We start from the raw sequence: 19,913 nt of genomic DNA, 5'->3' as shown, positions 1-19,913 counted from the left end.
CAGTTTGTACAGCGTCACAAGCTGTACGACATCACAGGTTGTACAGGGACGAAGGAGGACCGATGACCCCGACGACGGAGTCTGGTGCGCAGGGACAAACTCCGCAGGAGCAGATCGACAAGCTGACCGAGCGCAACGCGAAGCTTCTCGACACGCTCAGGGAAGCACGCCAACAACTCGTCACACTGCGCGAAGAGGTCGACAATCTCGGTCAGCCGCCGAGCGGCTACGGCGTCCTCCTCGGTGTCGCCTCCGACGACAACGTCGACGTGTTCACCTCCGGACGCAAGATGCGATTGACGGTGTCGCCGAACATCGACGTCGCGGCGTTGAACCGCGGCCAGTCGGTTCGATTGAACGAAGCGCTGACCGTCGTCGAAGCACTCGGCTATGACGAGGTCGGTGAGATCTCCACTCTCCGTGAGGTCCTCGACGGCGGTCGCCGTGCGCTCGTCGTCGGGCACACCGACGAGGAGCGGGTGGTGCAGCTCGCCGACACGCTCGTCCACCTCGACGGGGGAGGCGAGTCCGACCGGAAGCTGCGGCCCGGCGATTCGCTCCTCGTCGACGGCAAGGCCGGTTATGCGCTCGAGCGCATCCCGAAGGCCGAAGTGGAGGACCTCGTCCTCGAAGAGGTGCCGGACGTGGACTACACGGACATCGGTGGTCTGCGCCGACAGATCGAGCAGATCCGCGACGCCGTCGAACTGCCGTTCCTGCACAGCGACCTGTTCGCCGAATACTCGTTGCGTCCGCCGAAGGGCGTGCTCCTGTACGGTCCTCCCGGCAACGGCAAGACGCTCATTGCGAAAGCGGTCGCGAACTCGCTCGCGCGGCAGATCGCCGAACACCGCGGCGACAACTCGGCCGAGGCGAAATCGTACTTCTTGAACATCAAGGGGCCCGAACTCCTCAACAAGTTCGTCGGCGAGACCGAACGCCACATCCGGTTGATTTTCCAGCGCGCCCGAGAGAAGGCGTCCGAAGGAACCCCGGTGATCGTGTTCTTCGACGAGATGGACTCGATCTTCCGCACCCGCGGTTCGGGCGTCTCCTCCGACGTCGAGACGACCGTCGTCCCGCAGCTGCTCAGCGAGATCGACGGTGTCGAAGGCCTCGAGAACGTGATCGTGATCGGCGCGTCGAACCGCGAGGACATGATCGATCCCGCGATCCTCCGCCCGGGCCGCTTGGACGTGAAGATCAAGATCGAGCGTCCCGACGCCGAATCGGCGATCGACATCTTCTCCAAGTACCTGACCGTCGATCTGCCGTTGCACCCGGACGACGTCGCCGAGTTCGGTGGGCAGCCGCAGGCCTGTGTGGACGCGATGATCCAGCGCGTCGTCGAGCGGATGTACTCGGAGACCGACGACAACCGCTTCCTCGAAGTGACCTACGCCAACGGCGACAAAGAGATCATGTACTTCAAGGACTTCAACTCCGGCGCGATGATCCAGAACATCGTCGACCGCGCGAAGAAGTACGCGATCAAGGCGCACCTGGAGAGTGGGCAGCGCGGCCTGCGGATCGGGCACCTCATGGACTCGATCCTCGACGAGTTCTCGGAGAACGAAGACCTGCCGAACACCACCAACCCGGACGACTGGGCTCGGATCTCGGGTAAGAAGGGCGAGCGCATCGTCTACATTCGGACGCTCGTCACCGGTAAGGGGAGCGGTGCCAGCCGCGCCATCGACACCGAATCGAACACCGGGCAGTATCTGTAGTTTGCGAAGTCATTCCGGTGAACGTCTCAGCCGACGTTCACCGGATATGGTGTTGTGCGATGAACACTCAAGGAGTCAGTCCGCTGCGGGTCCGCGTCGGTCAGGGCGCGCAGCAGACGATTCGGGACTCGCCCGCCTCGCTCGGCCGAACCCCCGACAACGACGTCGTGGTCGACCACCCACTCGTATCGCGGCGGCATCTGTCGATCGAGTGGTCCGCAGGCGACGGTTGGCAGGTCATCGATGCGGGCAGCACCAACGGGATGTTCGTCGGCGGCGTCCGCCAGACGGTCGTCACGGTCGCAGGCGGAGCCCGAATCAATCTGGGCGACGGCCAGACCGGCCCCGTCCTTGAGTTGACTCCGCTCGCGCCGTCGCCGCCGACGATCGTGCCGCCCGGCGATAGCGGTCGGGCGCGCCGGCCGACTCAGCGGCCCGCGCCACCGTCGCAGCCGGTTCGTGCACAAGCCCAACGCCCGATCTCGCATCCCACACCGGCCCAGCAGGGTCCGGTACAGCAGCAGCGGCGCCCGCCGACGCCGCCGCCTGCCTACCCGAGCCCGGTACACCCAGACCCGGTCCGACCGGGCACCACGCGTGCGGTCACCTCCGCTGCGGCTCCACGGTTCGGGGATCTCCCCGACGCACCGCATCTTGCGGCGCTGCACCAGAATGCGTCCGCGATCTTCGAGGTCCCCGACAGTCTGCGCGGGCGCGAGGCCATCGCGGTGGCGGGCACACAGTCGATCGGACGCACCCCGGACAACGACATCATCGTCAGCGATGTCCTCGCGTCGCGGCACCACGCGAAGCTGACCTCAACGCCGCAGGGCCTGCTCCTGGAAGACCTCGGGAGCGTCAACGGGACGTTCGTCAACGGGCAGCGCGTCATGGCGCACCGGTTGACCGACAACGACGTCGTGACGATCGGCAACTCCGACTTCGTCATGTCCGGTGGTTCCCTCGTCCGTGGCCGACCGCAGACCGACGTCGCGGGCGGCGTCCAGGTGGACGGCGTCTCGTTGACGATCGACGGTAAGACCCTGCTCAACGACATCTCGTTCGACGCCGGACCCGGTTCGCTCACCGCGATCATCGGACCGTCCGGTGCCGGCAAGTCGACGATCTCGAAGATCGTTGCGGGCCTTGGCGATCCGACGGTCGGCGTGGTGCGGTTCGAGGGCCGCGGAGTGCACAGCGAGTACGAGGCACTGCGGACCCGGATCGGCATGGTCCCGCAGGACGACGTGCTGCACCGCAAGCTGACGTTGCGGCAGGCGCTGCGCTACGCCGCCGAACTGCGTCTGCCCTCGGACCTGTCGACGGCCGACCGCGACCGAGTGATCGACGGCGTCCTTTCCGAACTCCAGTTGACCGAACACGTCGACACTCGCGTCGACAAGCTCTCCGGCGGCCAACGCAAGCGCGCGTCCGTCGCCATGGAACTGTTGACCGGGCCGTCGCTGCTCATCCTCGACGAGCCGACGTCCGGTCTGGATCCGGCGTTGGACCGTCAGGTGATGCAGACGCTGCGTCGCCTCGCCGACGCCGGCCGCGTGGTCCTGGTGGTGACCCATTCGCTGACCTACCTCAACCTCTGCGATCAGGTGCTTCTGCTGGCGCCGGGCGGCAAGACGGCGTTCAGCGGTTCACCGCAGGACGTCGGCTCCGAACTCGGCACCACCGACTGGGCGGAGATCTTCGCGTTCACCGCGGACCAGCCCGACCTGGCGTGGCACAACTACCGGCAACGGCATCCGCGCACGTCGTCGCCTGCGCGCGCTCCGGCGGTCGGGCCGCCGGTGAAGGCGCACCAGGCGAGCGTCGGGCGTCAGACCTCGACGGTGGCCCGCCGCCAGCTGCGCTTGATCCTCGCCGATCGCGGATACTTGATCTTTCTGTTGCTGCTGCCGATCGTGCTCGGCCTGCTCACGCTGGTGATCCCCGGATCCACCGGGTTCGGCATCAGTGCGAGCGATCCGGGCGCGATGATCGCGACCGATCCCGTCGAAGCCGTGCAGCTCCTCGTGGTTCTCGTCATCGGTGCCGCGTTCATGGGCGCCGCCCTGACCGTCCGCGACCTCGTCGGCGAACGCCCGATCTTCGAACGCGAACGGGCGGTCGGGCTGCGTCCGGGCGCATATCTGGCGGCCAAGGTCGTCGTGTTCTTCCTGGTGACGGCGGTGCAGAGTGCGATCATGCTCGGCATCACGTACGGACTGCGCGACATCCCCGAATACGGCGGCGTGGTGCTGCCGCCCGCCGCGGCCCTGTTTGTCGCGGTGGCGGCCCTCGCGTGTGTGAGCACGCTGGTCGGGCTCGCGATCTCGTCGCTGGTCCGATCCAATGAGCAAACGATGCCGCCGCTCGTCATCGTGGTGATGGTCCAGCTCGTCTTCTGCGGCGGCCTGTTCCCGATCAGCGCGGCCGGCGCCGCACAACTCGGGTGGGTCTTCCCCGCCTACTGGGGGTACACGGCGGCAGCCCAAGCCGTCGACATTCCGCAGATCAATCCGGAGGCGAGCCAGGTCAAAGCCACGCCGGGAGAGTCCGTGGAGTACCCGTGGTGGACGCCGACGGCCGGGCACACGGCGCTCGCCTACGGTGTGCTCGCGCTGATGGCGGTGCTGCTGATCGCACTCGTCTACTCGCGACTGCGGCTGCGCAGACGGTGAGACCGAGCGTCGTCCGACCCGGTGACGCGGGGAGCGCCGGTCGTTCGCGGAGCGCTCGCGAGTCCCGTTAGGCTGGGCGCATGGAGCGCATCATCGGCACCGAAGTCGAATACGGCATCTCGGCGCCCGGAGACCCGGCCGCGAACCCGATCATGACGTCGACGCAGGCTGTCCTCGCCTACGCTGCCGCCGCCGCGGTTCCGCGGCGCGAGCGGCGGACCCGATGGGACTTCGAGGAGGAGTCGCCGATGCGCGACGCGCGAGGCTTCGACCTCGGTCGCCACTCAGGTCCCGCGCCGATCATCGACGCAGACGAGATCGGCGCCGCGAACATGATCCTCACCAACGGCGCCCGCCTCTACGTCGACCACGCGCACCCGGAGTATTCGGCGCCCGAGGTGACCGATCCGATGGACGCGGTGATCTGGGACAAGGCAGGCGAGCGAGTGATGGAGGAGGCCGCACGGTACGTCGCGAGCGTCCCCGGCGCACCGCGGCTGCAACTGTATAAGAACAACATCGACGGCAAGGGTGCGTCGTACGGCACGCACGAGAACTACCTGATGCGTCGGGACACTCCGTTCGACTCGATCATCGTCGGCCTCATGCCGTTCTTCGCGTCCCGACAGGTGATCTGCGGGTCCGGTCGTGTCGGCATCGGCCAGCGCGGCGAGGAAGCCGGCTATCAGCTGTCCCAGCGCGCCGACTACATCGAGGTCGAGGTCGGTTTAGAGACCACGCTCAAGCGGGGCCTGATCAACACCCGTGACGAGCCGCACGCCGACCCCGACAAGTACCGCAGGCTTCACGTGATCATCGGCGACGCGAACCTCGCCGAGACCGCGACCTACCTCAAGGTCGGCACGACGGCACTCGTCCTCGACCTCATCGAAGCGGGGGTGGACCTCACCGACCTCGCACTCGCGCGCCCGGTCGAGGCCGTGCACGCCATCAGCCACGATCCGACCCTGCGGGCGACGGTCGCACTCGCCGACGGACGGGAGATGACCGCGCTCGCCCTCCAACGCGAGTACTTCGCACGTGTCTCGGCGCACCGCGACGCGCACGCGGCACACGACGAGCGTGCCGCGCACGTCCTGCAGACGTGGGCCGACGTGCTCGACAAGCTCGAACGCGATCCGATGGAGTGCGCGGACATCCTGGACTGGCCCGCCAAGCTGCGCCTGCTCGACGGCTTCCGCAACCGGGAGGGGCTCGGCTGGGGAGCGTCGCGTCTGCAGCTGATCGACCTGCAGTACTCGGACGTCCGTCTCGACAAGGGGCTCTACAACCGTCTCGTCGCGCGGGGCTCGATGAAACGACTCGTCACCGAGGAACAGGTGACGGCCGCGGTCTCGGCGCCGCCGGAGTCCACGCGCGCCTACTTCCGCGGCGAATCGGTGCGTCGCTTCGGCTCGGACATCGCGGCCGCGAGCTGGGATTCGGTGATCTTCGACGTCGGCAGTGACTCGCTCGTCCGCATCCCGATGCCCGAACCGCTCCGCGGCACCCGCGCACACGTCGGCGAACTTCTCGACACCGCCACGTCGGCTGTCGATCTCGTCGATCAGCTGACCGCGACCTGACCGGCGATTCGCCGCACGGCACATCGCAGAGCCCCGGTAGTGTTGAGGGACAACCACTCTTCAGGAGGCGATGATGGCGCAGGAGCAGGCGAAACGGGGCGGCGGTTCGGGCGACGACGAGGTGACCGGCTCAGGAGCCGCCGGGCAGGAGCGTCGCGAGAAGCTGGCCGTCGAGACCGATGATCTGCTCGACGAGATCGACGACGTGTTGGAAGAGAACGCTGAAGACTTCGTCCGCGCCTACGTCCAGAAGGGCGGGCAGTGACCGCCGGTGTCGGCGGCCAGTCCAGGCATGACATCTCGTCGTTCACCGACTTCCTCCGCGTGAACGCACCCGACCAGCTGCCGGGCGCGTCCACCGGGGGACGGGTGCCGAGCGACGCCGCCGACCAGATCCCGCACGGCACGACCATCGTCGCGGTCAGCTACCTCGGTGGTGTGATCCTGGCGGGCGACCGTCGGTCGACGATGGGCAACATCATCGCGACGCGCGACGTGCAGAAGGTCTACATCACCGACGAGCACTCCGCGGCGGGCATCGCGGGGACCGCGGGCATCGCGATCGAGATGGTGCGACTGTTCGCCGTCGAACTCGAGCACTACGAGAAGATCGAGGGCGTCAGCCTCACGTTGAACGGCAAGGCTTCTCGACTCGCGTCGATGGTGCGCAGCAACCTCGGCGCCGCGCTGCAGGGACTCGCCGCCATTCCGCTGCTCGTCGGCTACCAGCCGACGGACGGTGCACCGGAACCGTCGTTCGGGCGCATCTTCTCCTTCGACGTCGCCGGGTCACAGCACGAGGAACGCGGCGGCTACGAGGCCATCGGTTCGGGATCGGTCTTCGCACGCTCGTCGTTGAAGAAGCTGTACCGCTCGGATCTGACCGCTGACGACGCGCTCGCCGTAGCGGTCGAAGCCCTCTACGACGCCGCCGACGACGACTCCGCGACCGGCGGCCCCGACATGGTCCGCCGGATCTTCCCGACGGCGGTGCGTATCGACGCCGACGGTGCCCGCGACGTCGCCGAGCCCGAGATCGCCGATGCCGCGCAGGCGGTCGTCGACCGACGACTCGCCGCCCACGAGGACGGAGGGGATCGACGATGACGTTCCCGTACTACGCGAGCGCAGAGCAGATCATGCGCGACCGTTCCGAGCTCGCCCGCAAGGGCATCGCCCGCGGACGCAGTGTGATCGCCGTGACGTACCGGGACGGTGTGCTGTTCGTCGCGCACAACCCGTCGAACACCCTGCGCAAGATCAGTGAGATCTACGACCGGATCGGGTTCGCCGCGGTCGGCAAGTACAACGAGTTCGAGAGTCTGCGCAAGGCGGGCATCCAACTCGCCGACCTGCGCGGCTACTCCTACGATCGTGCCGACGTCACCGGTCTGTCGCTGGCCAGCGCGTACGCGAACACGCTCGGTACGGTGTTCACCGAACAGGCCAAACCGTTCGAGGTCGAGTTGTGCGTCGCCGAAGTCGGTCGGGCCGGCGCGGACACGCCGTCGCAGCTGTACCGCATCGGCTACGACGGATCCATCGTCGACGAGCAGTCGTTCCTGGTGATGGGCGGTGCGACCGAACCGATCGTCGCCGCGATGAAGGATGCGTACCGGTCCGCGATGACGTTGAACGACGCGTTGACGGTCGCCGCGCGGGCCCTCGCGACCCCCAAAGACGGTGATGCGGGACCCGACGCGGACGCCGCGCCGCCGTTGTTACCGGTCGCCGAGATCGAGGCCGCGATCCTCGACCGGACCCGGCCTCGTCGGGCGTTCAAACGGCTCAGCGACCAGCAGGTCACCGGCCTGCTGGCAGAAGACTGACTGGAGTTGGGAGACTGACGGTGGAGTTGGGAGACTGACGGTGGAGCTGGGAGACTGACGTGGAACGTCGAATCATGGGCATCGAGACCGAGTTCGGTGTCACGTGCACATCGCACGGACAGCGGCGACTGAGCCCGGACGAGGTCGCGCGCTACCTGTTCCGGCGTGTCGTCGCCTGGGGTCGGTCGTCGAACGTGTTCCTGGAGAACGGCGCCCGGCTCTACCTCGATGTCGGATCGCACCCCGAGTACGCGACCGCCGAATGCGATTCGATCGAGCAGTTGATCGCCCACGACCGGGCGGGCGAACGGATCCTGGAAGACCTCATGGTCGACGCCGAGAAGCGTCTCGCCGACGAAGGCATCGGCGGTGACCTCTACCTGTTCAAGAACAACACCGACTCCGCGGGCAACTCGTACGGCTGCCACGAGAACTACCTGGTGAACCGGATGGGCGAGTTCGGGCGGGTGTCCGACGTGCTGCTGCCGTTCCTGGTGACCCGTCAACTGATCTGCGGGGCAGGCAAGGTGCTGACCGTCGGCCAGGATTCGACGATGTGCCTGTCGCAGCGCGCCGACCACATCTGGGAAGGCGTGTCGTCGGCGACCACGCGGTCGCGTCCGATCATCAACACGCGTGACGAGCCGCACGCGGACGCCGAGAAGTACCGTCGTCTCCACGTGATCGTCGGCGACTCCAACATGGCGGAGACCACGACGATGCTGAAGGTGGGATCGGCGCTGCTGGTCCTGGAGATGATCGAATCGGGCATCTCGTTCCACGACTTCGCGCTCGACAACCCGATCCGGGCCATCCGCGACATCAGCCACGACGTCACCGGACGTCGCGAGATCCGGTTGGCTGGCGGCCGCACGTCGACGGCCCTCGCGATCCAACGCGAGTACCACGCGCGCGCGGTCACACACCTGGAGAACCGCACGCCCGACCCGACGATGGACCGCGTCGTCGACCTGTGGGGCCGCACCCTCGACGCGATCGAGTCCGGTGATTACCGCGGGGTCGACACCGAGATCGACTGGGTGATCAAGCAGAAGCTGTTCCGCCGGTACCAGGATCGCTACGGCATGGACCTGTCGGACCCGAAGATCGCGCAGCTCGACCTCGCGTACCACGACATCCGCCGCGGCCGCGGCGTGTTTGACGTGCTGCAGCGCAAAGGTCTGGTCGCGCGCGTCGTGGCCGACGACGACATCGACCGTGCCGTGCACACCCCACCGCAGACCACACGCGCCAAACTGCGGGGCGAGTTCGTCGTGGCGGCGACGAAGGCCGAACGCGACTTCACCGTCGACTGGGTCCACCTCAAGCTCAACGATCAGGCGCAGCGCACCGTCCTCTGCAAGGACCCGTTCCGAAGCGTCGACGAGCGCGTCGAACGTCTGATCTCCTCGCTGTAGGCCTTAGGATCACCGCGTGGCATCCACTCCGAAGGCCGAACGCCTCCTCAACCTCGTCATCTGCCTGATGTCGGCGCGCCAGTACGTCACCGCCGAGTACGTGCGCGCCAACATCGTCGGCTACGACGCCTCAGGGCAGAGTGACGAGACGTTCAAACGCATGCTCGAACGGGATAAGAACGAGCTGCGCGAGTTGGGGATTCCGGTCGTGACCGGGCGTAACGGCGTCGGCGCAGAGGGGTACCTCATCAAGCCGGACGACTACGCGCTGCCCGACATCCGGTTGGAGACCGAGGAGGCTGCCGCGGTCGCCGCTGCCGCCGCTGTCTGGCGCGTGCCGGATCTCGCCGCCGTCTCACAGTCGGCCGTCCTCAAACTCCGCGCGGCGGGTGTCGACGTGGTCGCCCCCGACGAGCTCGGGGTCGAGCACGCGGGTGGACCCCGATCGGTGGGATCGGAGACCGCGATCCGCGGTCTCATCGACGCGATCGGCGCCGCGCAGGCCGTCACCTTCACACACCGGTCGACCCGAGGGCGGTCGACCCGCCGCGTCGAGCCGTGGGGAGTGGTCGGCAACCGCGGACGCTGGTATGTGATCGGCCACGACCTCGACCGCGACGCGACCCGCACCTTCCGGACGTCCCGCATCGACGACGTCGCTCCGGCGTCCGACCGAGGGGCCGTGCACGTGCCCGCGGGCCTCGATCTGAACGCTCTCGTCGACGAGGCCGTCTCCCGCGCGAACGACGCGCAGAACCTCACTGCGCGCGTGTGGCTGGCGCAGGGACGCGCGCACGGTCTGCGACGGATGGCGCGGTCGGTGACCTCGCAGCCGCTGGGGTCCGAGGACGGCGACGTCGCCGAGATCGATGTCCGTTCCCGCGTCGGAGTGATCCGTGCGGTGCTCAGTGCCGGGGCCGACGCGGTGGTTCTGGAACCGGCCGACCTGCGTGCGACGGTGATCGCCGAGCTCGACTGTCTCGCCGCGGGACAAGGAGGAACGCGATGAACGCCGCGTCGCCCGCCCGGCTGTCCCGCCTGCTCGCGATGGTCCCATACTTCCTGGCCCGCCCGGGGATCAAGCTGTCGACGGCGGCCGCCGACCTCGGCCTCACGCAGAAGCAGTTGACGAAAGACCTTGAACAGCTCTTCCTGTGCGGGCTCCCCGGGTATATGCCCGACGATCTGATCGACATCGAGTTCTCCAGCGGCTACGTCCACGTCGGATTCACCGCAGGCATGGACCGACCGTTGAAGCTGACTGGCACCGAGGCGAACGCCCTGATCATCGCCCTGCGCACCCTGCTCGACACCGGGGCGGTCGACGCCGACGCCGTGCGCCGCGCCATGGCGAAGATCGAGGCCGCGGTCGGCGGGACGCCCTCATCCACGGTGTCGACCGTCGACGCCGCGCCGACTGCCGACGAGCCGGTCCGCCAACGGATCCGGAGCGCCGTCACCGACGGTGTAGCGCTCGCGATTCGCTACTACACGCCGAGCCGCGACGAGGTGACCGAGCGTATCGTCGACCCGATCATGATCAAGGCCGTCGACGGCCACAGCTACCTGGAGGCGTGGTGCCGGTCGTCGGACGCCGTCCGACTGTTCCGCTTCGACCGTGTCCTTGACGCGGAGCCGCTCGACGAGCCGTCGGCGCCGCCCGAACGGGCCCCCGCGCACACCCAGCCGGCAGGCGCGTCCACCTTGACCGACGACCTGCCGACGGCCCGGATCGAGATCGATCCGGACGCCCGGTGGCTGCTCGAGTACTACGCCGTCGACCTCGACACCGACGATGCGGACCTGGTCGAGGACGTTGCCGTCACGGCGACCCTGCGCTACGGGTCGCCGCAGTGGCTCGAACGTTTCCTGCTCGGTTTCGGTGGACGGGTCCGGCTCGCCGAGCCGACCGTCGACGGCGACGTCGCCGAGGCGGTCAAGGCGACCGCCGCCGCGGCGCGAGCGCGATACTGACCGTCGCAGACGTGCAGGGACGGATCACGCTCCAGCGGGTACAGTGAGGCTAGACATTGATATCTTGGGATATTGAGTTTCTGCAACGGAGGTTTCTTGATGGGCGCCCTTTCCTGGTGGCACTGGGCAATCGTGCTGGTCGTGCTCGTCGTGCTGTTCGGTTCCAAGAAGCTGCCCGAAGCGGCGCGCGGTGTCGGGCGTTCGATGCGCATCTTCAAGTCCGAGATGGCCGAGATGGCGAACGACGGCGACGACAAGTCGAAGGCAGGCGAGCCGCGTGAGCTCACCGCACGCGACCAGGACGTCGACGTCAACGTTACGGTCACGGACGAGACTCAGAAGTCGGACGAGATTAAGAAGTCGGCCGAGATTAAGAAGTCGGCATAGCCGCGCACTGACACTCGCGTGCGAATCAACTTCCGCCGACTCGATCCCCGACAACGACGCAGCAAGGTCAACCCGGACGGCTCGATGCCGTTGCGGGAGCACCTGTACGAGCTTCGCTACCGGCTCCTCGTCGCGCTCGTGGCGATCGTCGTCACGACGATCATCGGCTTCATCTGGTACAGCTACGGTCCGTGGCGCATCGAGTCGCTCGGCGAACTCCTGCGCGGCCCCTACTGTGATCTCCCGGCGTCGACTCGCGCCACCCTCACGCCGGACGGTGCCTGCCGTCTCCTCGCGACTGGTCCGTTCGACCAGTTCATGCTCCGCCTGCAGGTCGCGCTCACCGCAGGCATTGTCCTCGCCTGCCCGGTGTGGTTCTACCAACTGTGGAGATTCATCACGCCCGGCCTCCGCGACAACGAACGCAAATACGCGGTCAGTTTCGTCTCGGCGTCCGCCGTCCTGTTCGTCGGCGGCGCGGTGCTTGCGTACATCGTCGTCGCGAAGGCGTTCGAGTTCCTGCTGACCGTCGGCAACGATGTCCAGGTGACCGCTCTCTCCGGTGACCAATACTTCAGTTTCATGCTGCACCTGCTGATCATCTTCGGCATCAGCTTCGAACTGCCGTTGTTGATCATCGCGCTGAACATCGTCGGCGTACTCAAGTACGAGCGACTCAAAGCCTGGCGTCGCGGCCTGATCTTCGCGATGTTCGTCTTCGCGGCCATCGTCACGCCGGGCCAGGACCCGTTCACCATGCTCGCGCTGTCGATGGCCCTCACGGTGCTGCTCGAGGTCGCGATTCAGTTCTCCCGGCTTCACGACCGCCGCAGGGCCAAGCACAGCCCCGACTGGATGAACGTCGACGATGACGAAGCCGCACCGCTCGACGAGGTCGATCGCTCCGAATCGGCGTCGCGACTGGCGCGACCGGCCCCGGTCGGCCCCGCGGGAACGATCGACGGCACGTCCGACCGCGGTTCGGTGCGCGCCGCGTCGTCGTTCGATGAGATCCTGTAGGGGATGACTACGCGCGCTGAGATCACCGGTCCCGAACTCACTGCTTTCACCGGTCGCCTGGATTTCGCGATCGACGACTTCCAGATTCGCGGTTGCACCGCGCTCGAGGACGGTCTCGGAGTGCTGGTGTGTGCGCCGACGGGTGCCGGGAAGACGATCGTCGGCGAGTTTGCCGTCCACCTGGCGTTGGCGCAGGGCGGCAAATGCTTCTATACGACGCCGATCAAGGCGCTCAGCAACCAGAAGTATCACGATCTGATCGCTGTCCACGGCGCGGAGAACGTCGGTCTGTTGACCGGCGACAACTCGATCAACTCGTCTGCACCCGTCGTCATCATGACGACCGAAGTGCTTCGGAACATGATCTACGCGGATTCACCCGCGCTGCAAGGACTCTCGCACGTCGTCATGGACGAGGTGCACTTCCTCGCCGATCGTTTCCGCGGAGCCGTCTGGGAGGAGGTCATCCTCGGCCTCGATCCTGCGGTGCGCGTGGTGAGTCTGTCGGCGACGGTTAGCAACGCTGAGGAGTTCGCCGACTGGATCACCACGGTCCGCGGCGACACCGCGGTGGTCGTCGACGAGCATCGCCCGGTTCCGCTGCACCAGCACATGCTGGTGGGCAACCGGATGTTCGAGTTGTTCGACCGGCGGCGTCGTGACGGCGGGAGACCGGAGGTCAACCCGGAGCTGACCCGCTACATCAAGCATCGGGTACTGGGCGCCGATGCGGTCGGCACTTACCGGGATCGCCTCGCGCGCGAGCGCGGCAGGCGCGGCACCCGCACCACGGGGGTCTCGCGACCGCGGTTGGTCTCGATGCTCGAGAACGAGGGGCTGCTGCCCGCGATCACGTTCATCTTCTCGCGTGCGGGATGTGAGGGCGCGTTGGCGCAGTGCCTGCGGTCGGATCTGCGGCTGCTCGATCCCGACGAGGCCGACCAGGTCGACGAGGTCGTCGAGCGACACCTGACGGAATTGGCTCCGGGGGACGCCGACGTCCTTGGCGTCGACGCCTGGCGGTCGGGTCTGCGTTGCGGGTTCGCCGCCCATCATGCAGGCATGCTGCCGACCTTTCGCCAAGCCGTCGAGGAGTTGTTCACCCTCGGGTTGGTCAAGGTGGTCTTCGCGACCGAGACCCTCGCTCTCGGCATCAACATGCCCGCTCGCAGTGTCGTCCTGGAGCGCCTCGTGAAGTACAACGGCGAGTCGCACGTGGATCTGACGCCGGGGGAGTACACGCAGCTGACCGGCCGCGCGGGACGCCGCGGCATCGACGTGGAGGGCCACGCCGTCGTCGTGTGGACGCCCGAAGTGCTGCCCGACCGGGTCGCGGGTCTGGCGGGCGCGCGGACGTTCCCGCTGAAGAGTTCGTTCGCGCCCGAATACAACATGGCCATGAACCTGATCGACCGACTCGGGTTGGACGGTTCGCGCACCCTGCTGCGGCGTTCATTTGCCCAGTTCCAGACCGATCGGTCGGTGGTCGGCCAGGCCCGTCAGCTCGATTCGACGCAGCGGTCGCTGCGCAAGGTCGACACCGAACTCGATGCGGCGTCGACGAGGCACTCCCTCGACCCGGATGTGTTCGCCGAGTACGTCGACCTCCGTGCGGCCATCAAGCAGCGGGAGCGTGCCCAGCGGTTCGTGCGGCGTCTCGACGGTGAGCAGGCGGTCGCCGAGAGCCTCGGTGCGCTCACCCGCGGACAGGTCGTGTCGGTGCAGTCCGGCAGGCATCGAGGTCTTGCCGTGGTCCTCGATCCGGCGTGGAAGGGCGCCGACCCGAAACCGCTCGTGTTGAGCGAGGACGGCTGGGTCGGCCGCATCGGTTCCGCCGAGTTCGTCAATCCGCCGGATGTCCTCGGCGATCTGCGGGTCCCGAAGGACACGCGCACGCGCCACGCTCGACGCGAGATCGCGGCGGCGCTGCGCAAGTCGGGCATCGAACGGCCGCGCGGCAGAGTCAAGAAGAAGGCCGCGCCTACCGACCACGAGTTGGAGGAGATGCGGGGGCGACTCCGCCGCCACCCGGTACACAAGGCGTCCGGCCTGGACGATCTGTATCGGCTCGCCGAGCGGAAGGCCCGCGTCCAACGTGAAGTCGACTCGTTGAGGACGGCCGTCCAGGAGCGGACGTCCCAGTTGGAGAACGACTTCGACGCAGTTGTCGGGGTGCTGCTCGACTTGAGTTATCTGGAGGACGACGGCGAAGGATCGATCCGGGTGACGCCGACGGGCGCGGTGCTGCGCCGCATCTACAGCGAGAGCGATCTTCTGGTCGCCGAATGCATCCGCGCTGGAGTCTGGGATCGGTTGTCGCCACCGGATCTGGCCGCGGTCGTGTCGGCGGTGCTGTTCCAATCGCGCCGTGATTCGTACCGGGGAGGCGTCGACTCGATGCCCGGGAACCGCGCGCTGCGCGATGCGTTGACTGGGACGCTCGAGGTGTGGGAGGCGACCAATCGTGTCCAGGAACGCCACGGAGTCGTTCAAACACGTGAGCCGGATACCGGCTTCTGCGTGGCCGTCTCGGCGTGGGCGTCGGGCCGTTCGCTGAGGGAGGCGTTGCTCGCGGCGACCGAACAGGGAAACCTGTTGTCACCCGGCGACTTCGTCCGCTGGAACCGGCAGGTCATCGACCTGCTCGAACAGATCCGCGGCAGTGTCGATCCCAATGCGCCGCTGGCGGGCGCCGCCCGCCGGGCCGTCGCCGGGGTGCGCCGCGGCGTCGTCGCCTCCGAACTCGATTGACGGGTCGACACCGAGGATTCATACCGGGTGCACCGGTCACGCTGCGGTAGCGTGACATCCAACGCAGATCGGGTATGTGAGAGTGATGAGGAGAGGTCCGAGATGACCAACGGTAACGAGCCGACTGACGCGGGTACGCCGGACGACGACAGGACGTCGATCGTGCAGCGTCCGGACCTCCCGGCGGCCCCGTCGCCGACCGAGGGGCCGGAAGGCTCAGACGCGACGACTATCTCGCAGCTGCCGGCGACACCAGCTCCCGAATCCGGTGCGCCCCAACAGGGTTCAGCCCAGCAGGGTTCAGGTCAGCCGGATGTGCCGCCGGCCGCGCAGCAGCAGTCGGCGTACCAGCCGACCGAGTTCGCGCAGCAGCCGGTGCAGGCGGGCCAGCAGCCGTTCGCAGCGGGCACCACACCGTTCTCTCAGTCGGGAGTTCCGTCGGACCCGACGACGGTCCAACAGGCACCCCAATACGGTCAGGGCCAGTACGGTCAGCCCCAACCCGGCCAACCCCAGTACGGCCAAGCCCAGCCCGGGCAAGCCCAGTATGGGCAGTCCCCGTACGGGGCGCCGGCCTACGGTGCTGCCGGTCAGCCCCAGTTCGGGCAGGGTCAGCCCCAGTACGGGCAGGGTCAGCCCCAGTACGGTCAGGGTCAGTACGGCCAACCCCAACCCGGCCAACCCCAGTACGGCCAACCCCGGTACGGGGCGCCTGCGTACGGACAACCCCAAGCCGGCCAACCCCAGTATGGCGCCGATCCGACGTTGAACCCGTACACCCAGCAGCCGGGCGCGGGCGGCAGCTCCGGTGGCAAGGGCAAGTTGATCGCGATCATCGGTGGCGCCGTGGTGATCATCGCCGCGATCGTGCTGATCACGGCTTTCGTGTGGCCGAACTGGGCGAAGGGCAGCCTCAATCAGGACGCCGTCCAGTCAGGTGTGCAGAAGATCCTCACCGACCCGCAGCCGGACGGCTACGGCATCTCCGACGTGAAGGATGCCAGCTGCCCCGACGGCCAGAAGGCCGAGTCGGGCACCACGTTCACCTGCTCGGTGACCGTCAACGGCGAGAACAAGCACGTGACCGTCACTGTGAAGGACTCGGACGGCACATACGAAGTGTCACGTCCAACCAACTGATCCGTCGTCCCTAGTCTGTCGTCCCTAACCTGTCGTCCCTAACCGGTCGTCACTGTTTGACCCGTTGGAGTGGGGCGCGACCTATGCGAAGGTCTCGTCCCACTCCAATGCTTTGGCGAGCCGGTTGACGCTGGCGGAGACGCCGAGTTCGGCGACGAGTGCGCGTAGACCGTCGACGTCGTCGGGCGTGGTGGGCAAGCGATCGTCGGTCCGACTCTCGACGGTGTCCGCGTCGGTCCGGACGGCGACGACGACGCGCGCCGCGGTCAGGTAGTCCGTCGACGCGAGGATCGACTTCCGGGCACGGGCGGCCAGCGCCGACCCCGGGTCGTGGGCGGCGACTTCGAGCGCGTCGAGGTCGCCGTACTCGGTGATGAGTTTGGCTGCGGTCTTGTCGCCGATGCCGGGGACGCCTGGCAGCCCGTCGGACGGGTCGCCGCGCAGGATCGACATCTCGGCGTACGCGGTGCCCGCACGGTCTTCGGGCACGTTATATTTCGCAGCCACCTCGGCGGGCCCCATGAGTTCGGCGTTCTTGAGGCCGCGTCCGACGTAGAGGACACGGACCGTCACCGGGTCATCGGCGACTACTTGCAGCAGGTCGCGGTCGCCGCTGACGACGAGGACTGAGTCGGCGGCTTCGGCGAAGGCGAGTGTTCCGATCACGTCGTCCGCTTCGCATCCGCGCGCGCCGGACGTCGTGATGCCCGCGCAGCGGAGCGCTTCGATGATCATGTCGACCTGTGGGGTCAGCGTGTCGGGGACCTCTTCGACGTCGCCTGTCGTCGTGCCGTCGCCCGGGGTCGCGACGCGGTGCGCCTTGTAGGACGGGATCAGGTCGGTCCGGAACGTCGGCCGCCAGTCGAGGTCGAGGCAGACGACGAGGCGCGTCGGCCGGTGTTCGGCGACGAGTGCGGCGATCGTGTCGACGAATCCGCGTACCGCATTCACGGGACGTCCGTCGGGCGACGTCATCTTCTCGGGCAGAGCGTAGAAGGAACGGAACCACAGGCTGGCACCGTCGAGCAGCATCACCGATCCGGTCATGAACAACACTCTTGCATATGCGTGCAATACCCTGGGGCGCATGGCAGCCCGATTCGACTCCACCGTGTACGCGCAACGACTCGATCGCGCAGCGATCCTGGCCCGGGATGCCGGGATCGACGCGATCATCGTCGGAACCGGCCCCGACTTCCGTTATCTGACAGGTTCGGATGCCGATACCTTCGAGCGGCTCACCGCTCTCGTCGTCCCGGCGGACGGTCGTGCGCGGGTCGTGACCGCTCGCCTGGAGTTGGCGTCGCTGCGTGATTCGGCGATTGGTGACCTGCCGGTCGACGTCGTCGACTGGGTCGACGGCCAGGACCCGTACGCGTTGGCGACCGAGTACCTCGCGTCGGATGCCCGACTGGCCGTGTCCGACGCGCTGCCCGCACTTCACCTGATTCCGTTGGCGGCTCGGACACCTCGAGCACCAGAGCTGGCGACCGCCGTCCTCCGCGAGCTCCGCATGATCAAGGACGACGCCGAGATCGAGGCCTTGCGCCGTGCCGGGGCCGCGATTGACCGCGTCCACGCACGAATGGGCGAGTTCCTGGTCCCCGGGCGCACGGAGGCCGAGGTCGCCGCGGACATCGACGCCGCGATCCTCGCGGAGGGCCACACGCGCGCGGAGTTCATCATCGTCGGTTCGGGTCCGAACGGCGCTGACCCGCACCACGAGCACTCCGACCGGGTGATCGGTGCCGACGACATCGTGGTGATCGACATCGGCGGCCCCGTCGATCCCGGCTACAACTCCGATTCGACACGCACCTACTGCTTCGGTCCGCCGCGCGCCGACATCGCCGCCGCGTACGACGTCCTGGAGAGGGCCCAGGCTGCCGCGGTCGCGGTTGCGCGACCGGGGGTCACCGCCGAAGCCGTCGACGCTGCCGCGCGGACCGTCATCGAGGACGCGGGGTACGGGGATCAGTTCATTCACCGGACCGGACACGGTATCGGTCTGTCCGTGCACGAGGAGCCGTACATCGTCGCTGGCAACGACGACGTGCTGCGCGAGGGTATGGCGTTCAGCATCGAACCCGGCATCTATGTCGCAGGGGAATGGGGCGCCCGCATCGAAGACATCGTCGTGCTCACCGCGGACGGCTGCGAGCCGTTGAACTCCCGTCCGCACGGTCTGGTGCAACTCTAGTGTCGGCGCTCACACGTTCTCGTCACCAGTCCGCCGTCTCGTCAGTCCGGCAGTTCGTCACTGTGGTCGTCGGCCTCGTGGGGGATGTGGGTGTCAACCCCGCAAACCAACACCGCTCAGGCCGCGCAACGTCGTGGCGACGGTGTCGGGCCTCAGCGGTGTTGGTTTGGTTGGCGGCGGCATGTCATGCGACCGCGATCGTGCGCGGCCGACCGCGGGCCCCGGCCAACGCGGCCGGGGCAGCATTCCCGCGAAGACTCAGTGCGGAACTGTGCCGACCGGCATGACCGCGGTGACGATGTGCCCCGGCGGGAGCCACGGTGCGGTGGCCACGGTGCGGGGGCCGCCGCGATCGCGTCGTCGTCGACGCCGCCGAGGAGGACGGTGCCGAAACCGGTCTCGGCCGCCCAGAGGTAGACGTTCTGCGCGATCAGGCCGGTCTCGATCCAACAGAAGCGTGTGCCCCGGTCCTTCCCCTGATCGGCGAACGCGTGGTCGGCTGCCGCGGTGTCGGCGGACACCGGTCACCGCGTGCGTGATCACGGTGATGTGGACGTCGTATCGGGCGTGTGCAGACCCGTGCCCGCGCCGCCCATGACGACTCGGTCCGGCCACCGTGGCGACGAGATCGCGCAGCACGTCCGCATCGATCGGATCGCGCCGGTACGCCTTCGTAGACCGGCGACGGGCCAGGAGATCGGCCAGTCCTGTCATCCGACAGCCGCGATCATGCGTCGGGCCCGGTGAACATCGTGGCCGAACCGAGGACCCGCTGGCACGTCACCTCGATCACCACGCGCTTGGGGTTCTCCCTCGGCTGTCGATACCGAGCCTCGTAGCGGACTTCGGCGTCGTGGACCGAGTCTGCGTCGGTGAGCACCCGGGCCGGACCTTCGACGGTCAGCCATCGAGCACCGTCGACGTGCGTCAGAGCGGCGTACCCGCCGCGTGCCGCGTTCGTCGCCTTCTGGTTACCGCCGGAGGTGATGACCCGTGCGACTCCGGCGTCGAGGTCGACGGTGACACCGACCGGGCAGACGTGTGGCGTGCCGTCGGCACGCACCGTTGCCAACGTCGCTATATGCCGCTCGGTGAGCAGGTCGTGGGCGGCGGGCGAGAGGTCCGAGAGAGTGTGCGGCATGTGTTCGACACTATCGGCGCGCGCCGTCTCGACACCCATCGGCGGGCGACTGGAATACTGCA

The 19,913-nt window shown here is 67.5% G+C and carries 17 protein-coding genes; 14 read left to right on the top strand and 3 right to left on the bottom strand.

The annotated features are described in order from the left end of the window. The first annotated feature begins 62 nt into the window (after window positions 1-62). The 13 genes from arc to L5G28_RS10565 all read left to right on the top strand — a co-directional run bounded on the left by arc (window position 63) and on the right by L5G28_RS10565 (window position 16,510). Window positions 63-1,730, top strand: coding sequence for a proteasome ATPase (gene arc / locus L5G28_RS10625; RefSeq protein ID WP_237001520.1), 1,668 nt, complete (start codon window positions 63-65; stop codon window positions 1,728-1,730). A 59-nt stretch (window positions 1,731-1,789) separates the two neighbouring features. Beyond that, the gene (locus L5G28_RS10620) at window positions 1,790-4,405 is read left to right on the top strand and encodes an FHA domain-containing protein (RefSeq protein WP_237001519.1); all 2,616 of its coding nucleotides are present in this window, start codon (window positions 1,790-1,792) and stop codon (window positions 4,403-4,405) included. A gap of 80 nt (window positions 4,406-4,485) precedes the next feature. Further along, a complete protein-coding gene (gene dop, locus L5G28_RS10615; protein ID WP_237001518.1) occupies window positions 4,486-5,991 on the top strand; it encodes a depupylase/deamidase Dop in 1,506 nt (501 codons plus the stop codon). Between the two features lie 73 nt (window positions 5,992-6,064). Then, on the top strand, window positions 6,065-6,256 hold the full coding sequence (locus L5G28_RS10610) for a ubiquitin-like protein Pup (protein WP_236997125.1): 192 nt from the start codon (window positions 6,065-6,067) through the stop codon (window positions 6,254-6,256). After that, a complete protein-coding gene (prcB, locus tag L5G28_RS10605) occupies window positions 6,253-7,098 on the top strand; it encodes a proteasome subunit beta (protein WP_237001517.1) in 846 nt (281 codons plus the stop codon). The genes L5G28_RS10610 and prcB overlap by 4 nt, the downstream gene beginning before the upstream one ends. Then, complete coding sequence (gene prcA / locus L5G28_RS10600) at window positions 7,095-7,820, top strand: proteasome subunit alpha (protein WP_237001516.1); 726 nt, start codon at window positions 7,095-7,097, stop codon at window positions 7,818-7,820. The genes prcB and prcA overlap by 4 nt, the downstream gene beginning before the upstream one ends. Before the next feature lie 59 nt (window positions 7,821-7,879). Next, window positions 7,880-9,238 carry a Pup--protein ligase gene (gene pafA, locus L5G28_RS10595; protein WP_237001515.1) on the top strand — a complete coding sequence of 453 codons (1,359 nt, stop codon included), beginning with the start codon at window positions 7,880-7,882 and terminating at the stop codon, window positions 9,236-9,238. A gap of 67 nt (window positions 9,239-9,305) precedes the next feature. Then, a complete protein-coding gene (locus L5G28_RS10590; protein ID WP_237001564.1) occupies window positions 9,306-10,247 on the top strand; it encodes a helix-turn-helix transcriptional regulator in 942 nt (313 codons plus the stop codon). Next, the gene (locus L5G28_RS10585; protein ID WP_237001514.1) at window positions 10,244-11,212 is read left to right on the top strand and encodes a helix-turn-helix transcriptional regulator; all 969 of its coding nucleotides are present in this window, start codon (window positions 10,244-10,246) and stop codon (window positions 11,210-11,212) included. The genes L5G28_RS10590 and L5G28_RS10585 overlap by 4 nt, the downstream gene beginning before the upstream one ends. Window positions 11,213-11,311: 99 nt before the next feature. Continuing rightward, window positions 11,312-11,599 carry a Sec-independent protein translocase subunit TatA gene (gene tatA / locus L5G28_RS10580; RefSeq protein ID WP_237001513.1) on the top strand — a complete coding sequence of 96 codons (288 nt, stop codon included), beginning with the start codon at window positions 11,312-11,314 and terminating at the stop codon, window positions 11,597-11,599. Window positions 11,600-11,617: 18 nt separating this feature from the next. Next, window positions 11,618-12,619 carry a twin-arginine translocase subunit TatC gene (tatC, locus tag L5G28_RS10575; protein ID WP_237001512.1) on the top strand — a complete coding sequence of 334 codons (1,002 nt, stop codon included), beginning with the start codon at window positions 11,618-11,620 and terminating at the stop codon, window positions 12,617-12,619. 3 nt (window positions 12,620-12,622) lie between these two features. After that, window positions 12,623-15,370, top strand: coding sequence for a DEAD/DEAH box helicase (locus L5G28_RS10570; protein WP_237001511.1), 2,748 nt, complete (start codon window positions 12,623-12,625; stop codon window positions 15,368-15,370). Between the two features lie 102 nt (window positions 15,371-15,472). Further along, a complete protein-coding gene (locus L5G28_RS10565) occupies window positions 15,473-16,510 on the top strand; it encodes a DUF4333 domain-containing protein (protein ID WP_237001510.1) in 1,038 nt (345 codons plus the stop codon). An 81-nt stretch (window positions 16,511-16,591) separates the two neighbouring features. Here L5G28_RS10565 and L5G28_RS10560 read toward each other — a convergent pair whose 3' ends face one another. After that, complete coding sequence (locus L5G28_RS10560) at window positions 16,592-17,542, bottom strand: 5'-3' exonuclease (RefSeq protein WP_237001563.1); 951 nt, start codon at window positions 17,540-17,542, stop codon at window positions 16,592-16,594. A 55-nt stretch (window positions 17,543-17,597) separates the two neighbouring features. Here L5G28_RS10560 and L5G28_RS10555 point away from each other — a divergent pair, with 55 nt between their 5' ends. Beyond that, window positions 17,598-18,710, top strand: coding sequence for a M24 family metallopeptidase (locus tag L5G28_RS10555; RefSeq protein WP_237001509.1), 1,113 nt, complete (start codon window positions 17,598-17,600; stop codon window positions 18,708-18,710). A gap of 152 nt (window positions 18,711-18,862) precedes the next feature. Here the strand turns inward: L5G28_RS10555 and L5G28_RS10550 are convergent, their stop codons facing one another. Next, complete coding sequence (locus L5G28_RS10550) at window positions 18,863-19,231, bottom strand: nitroreductase family protein (protein ID WP_237001508.1); 369 nt, start codon at window positions 19,229-19,231, stop codon at window positions 18,863-18,865. 206 nt (window positions 19,232-19,437) lie between these two features. Further along, window positions 19,438-19,851, bottom strand: coding sequence for a PPOX class F420-dependent oxidoreductase (locus tag L5G28_RS10545; protein WP_237001507.1), 414 nt, complete (start codon window positions 19,849-19,851; stop codon window positions 19,438-19,440). Window positions 19,852-19,913: the final 62 nt, after the last annotated feature.

It is taken from the genome of Gordonia liuliyuniae (assembly GCF_021739025.1).
Lineage (GTDB): Bacteria > Actinomycetota > Actinomycetes > Mycobacteriales > Mycobacteriaceae > Gordonia > Gordonia liuliyuniae.
Note: the sequence above shows the minus strand (reverse complement) of the source record. Positions and strands in the feature narration are given on the sequence as shown.

What these genes read in the sequence shown, in the direction of transcription:
- L5G28_RS10565 (WP_237001510.1), top strand. Translation starts at nt 15,473, where the DNA reads ATGACCAACGGTAACGAGCCGACTGACGCGGGTACGCCGGACGACGAC.
- L5G28_RS10610 (WP_236997125.1), top strand. Translation starts at nt 6,065, where the DNA reads ATGGCGCAGGAGCAGGCGAAACGGGGCGGCGGTTCGGGCGACGACGAG.
- L5G28_RS10590 (WP_237001564.1), top strand. Translation starts at nt 9,306, where the DNA reads ATGTCGGCGCGCCAGTACGTCACCGCCGAGTACGTGCGCGCCAACATC.
- arc (WP_237001520.1), top strand. Translation starts at nt 63, where the DNA reads ATGACCCCGACGACGGAGTCTGGTGCGCAGGGACAAACTCCGCAGGAG.
- prcA (WP_237001516.1), top strand. Translation starts at nt 7,095, where the DNA reads ATGACGTTCCCGTACTACGCGAGCGCAGAGCAGATCATGCGCGACCGT.
- L5G28_RS10560 (WP_237001563.1), bottom strand. Translation starts at nt 17,542, where the DNA reads ATGCTGCTCGACGGTGCCAGCCTGTGGTTCCGTTCCTTCTACGCTCTG.
- L5G28_RS10620 (WP_237001519.1), top strand. Translation starts at nt 1,790, where the DNA reads ATGAACACTCAAGGAGTCAGTCCGCTGCGGGTCCGCGTCGGTCAGGGC.
- L5G28_RS10570 (WP_237001511.1), top strand. Translation starts at nt 12,623, where the DNA reads ATGACTACGCGCGCTGAGATCACCGGTCCCGAACTCACTGCTTTCACC.
- tatA (WP_237001513.1), top strand. Translation starts at nt 11,312, where the DNA reads ATGGGCGCCCTTTCCTGGTGGCACTGGGCAATCGTGCTGGTCGTGCTC.
- dop (WP_237001518.1), top strand. Translation starts at nt 4,486, where the DNA reads ATGGAGCGCATCATCGGCACCGAAGTCGAATACGGCATCTCGGCGCCC.
- L5G28_RS10585 (WP_237001514.1), top strand. Translation starts at nt 10,244, where the DNA reads ATGAACGCCGCGTCGCCCGCCCGGCTGTCCCGCCTGCTCGCGATGGTC.
- L5G28_RS10555 (WP_237001509.1), top strand. Translation starts at nt 17,598, where the DNA reads ATGGCAGCCCGATTCGACTCCACCGTGTACGCGCAACGACTCGATCGC.
- L5G28_RS10545 (WP_237001507.1), bottom strand. Translation starts at nt 19,851, where the DNA reads ATGCCGCACACTCTCTCGGACCTCTCGCCCGCCGCCCACGACCTGCTC.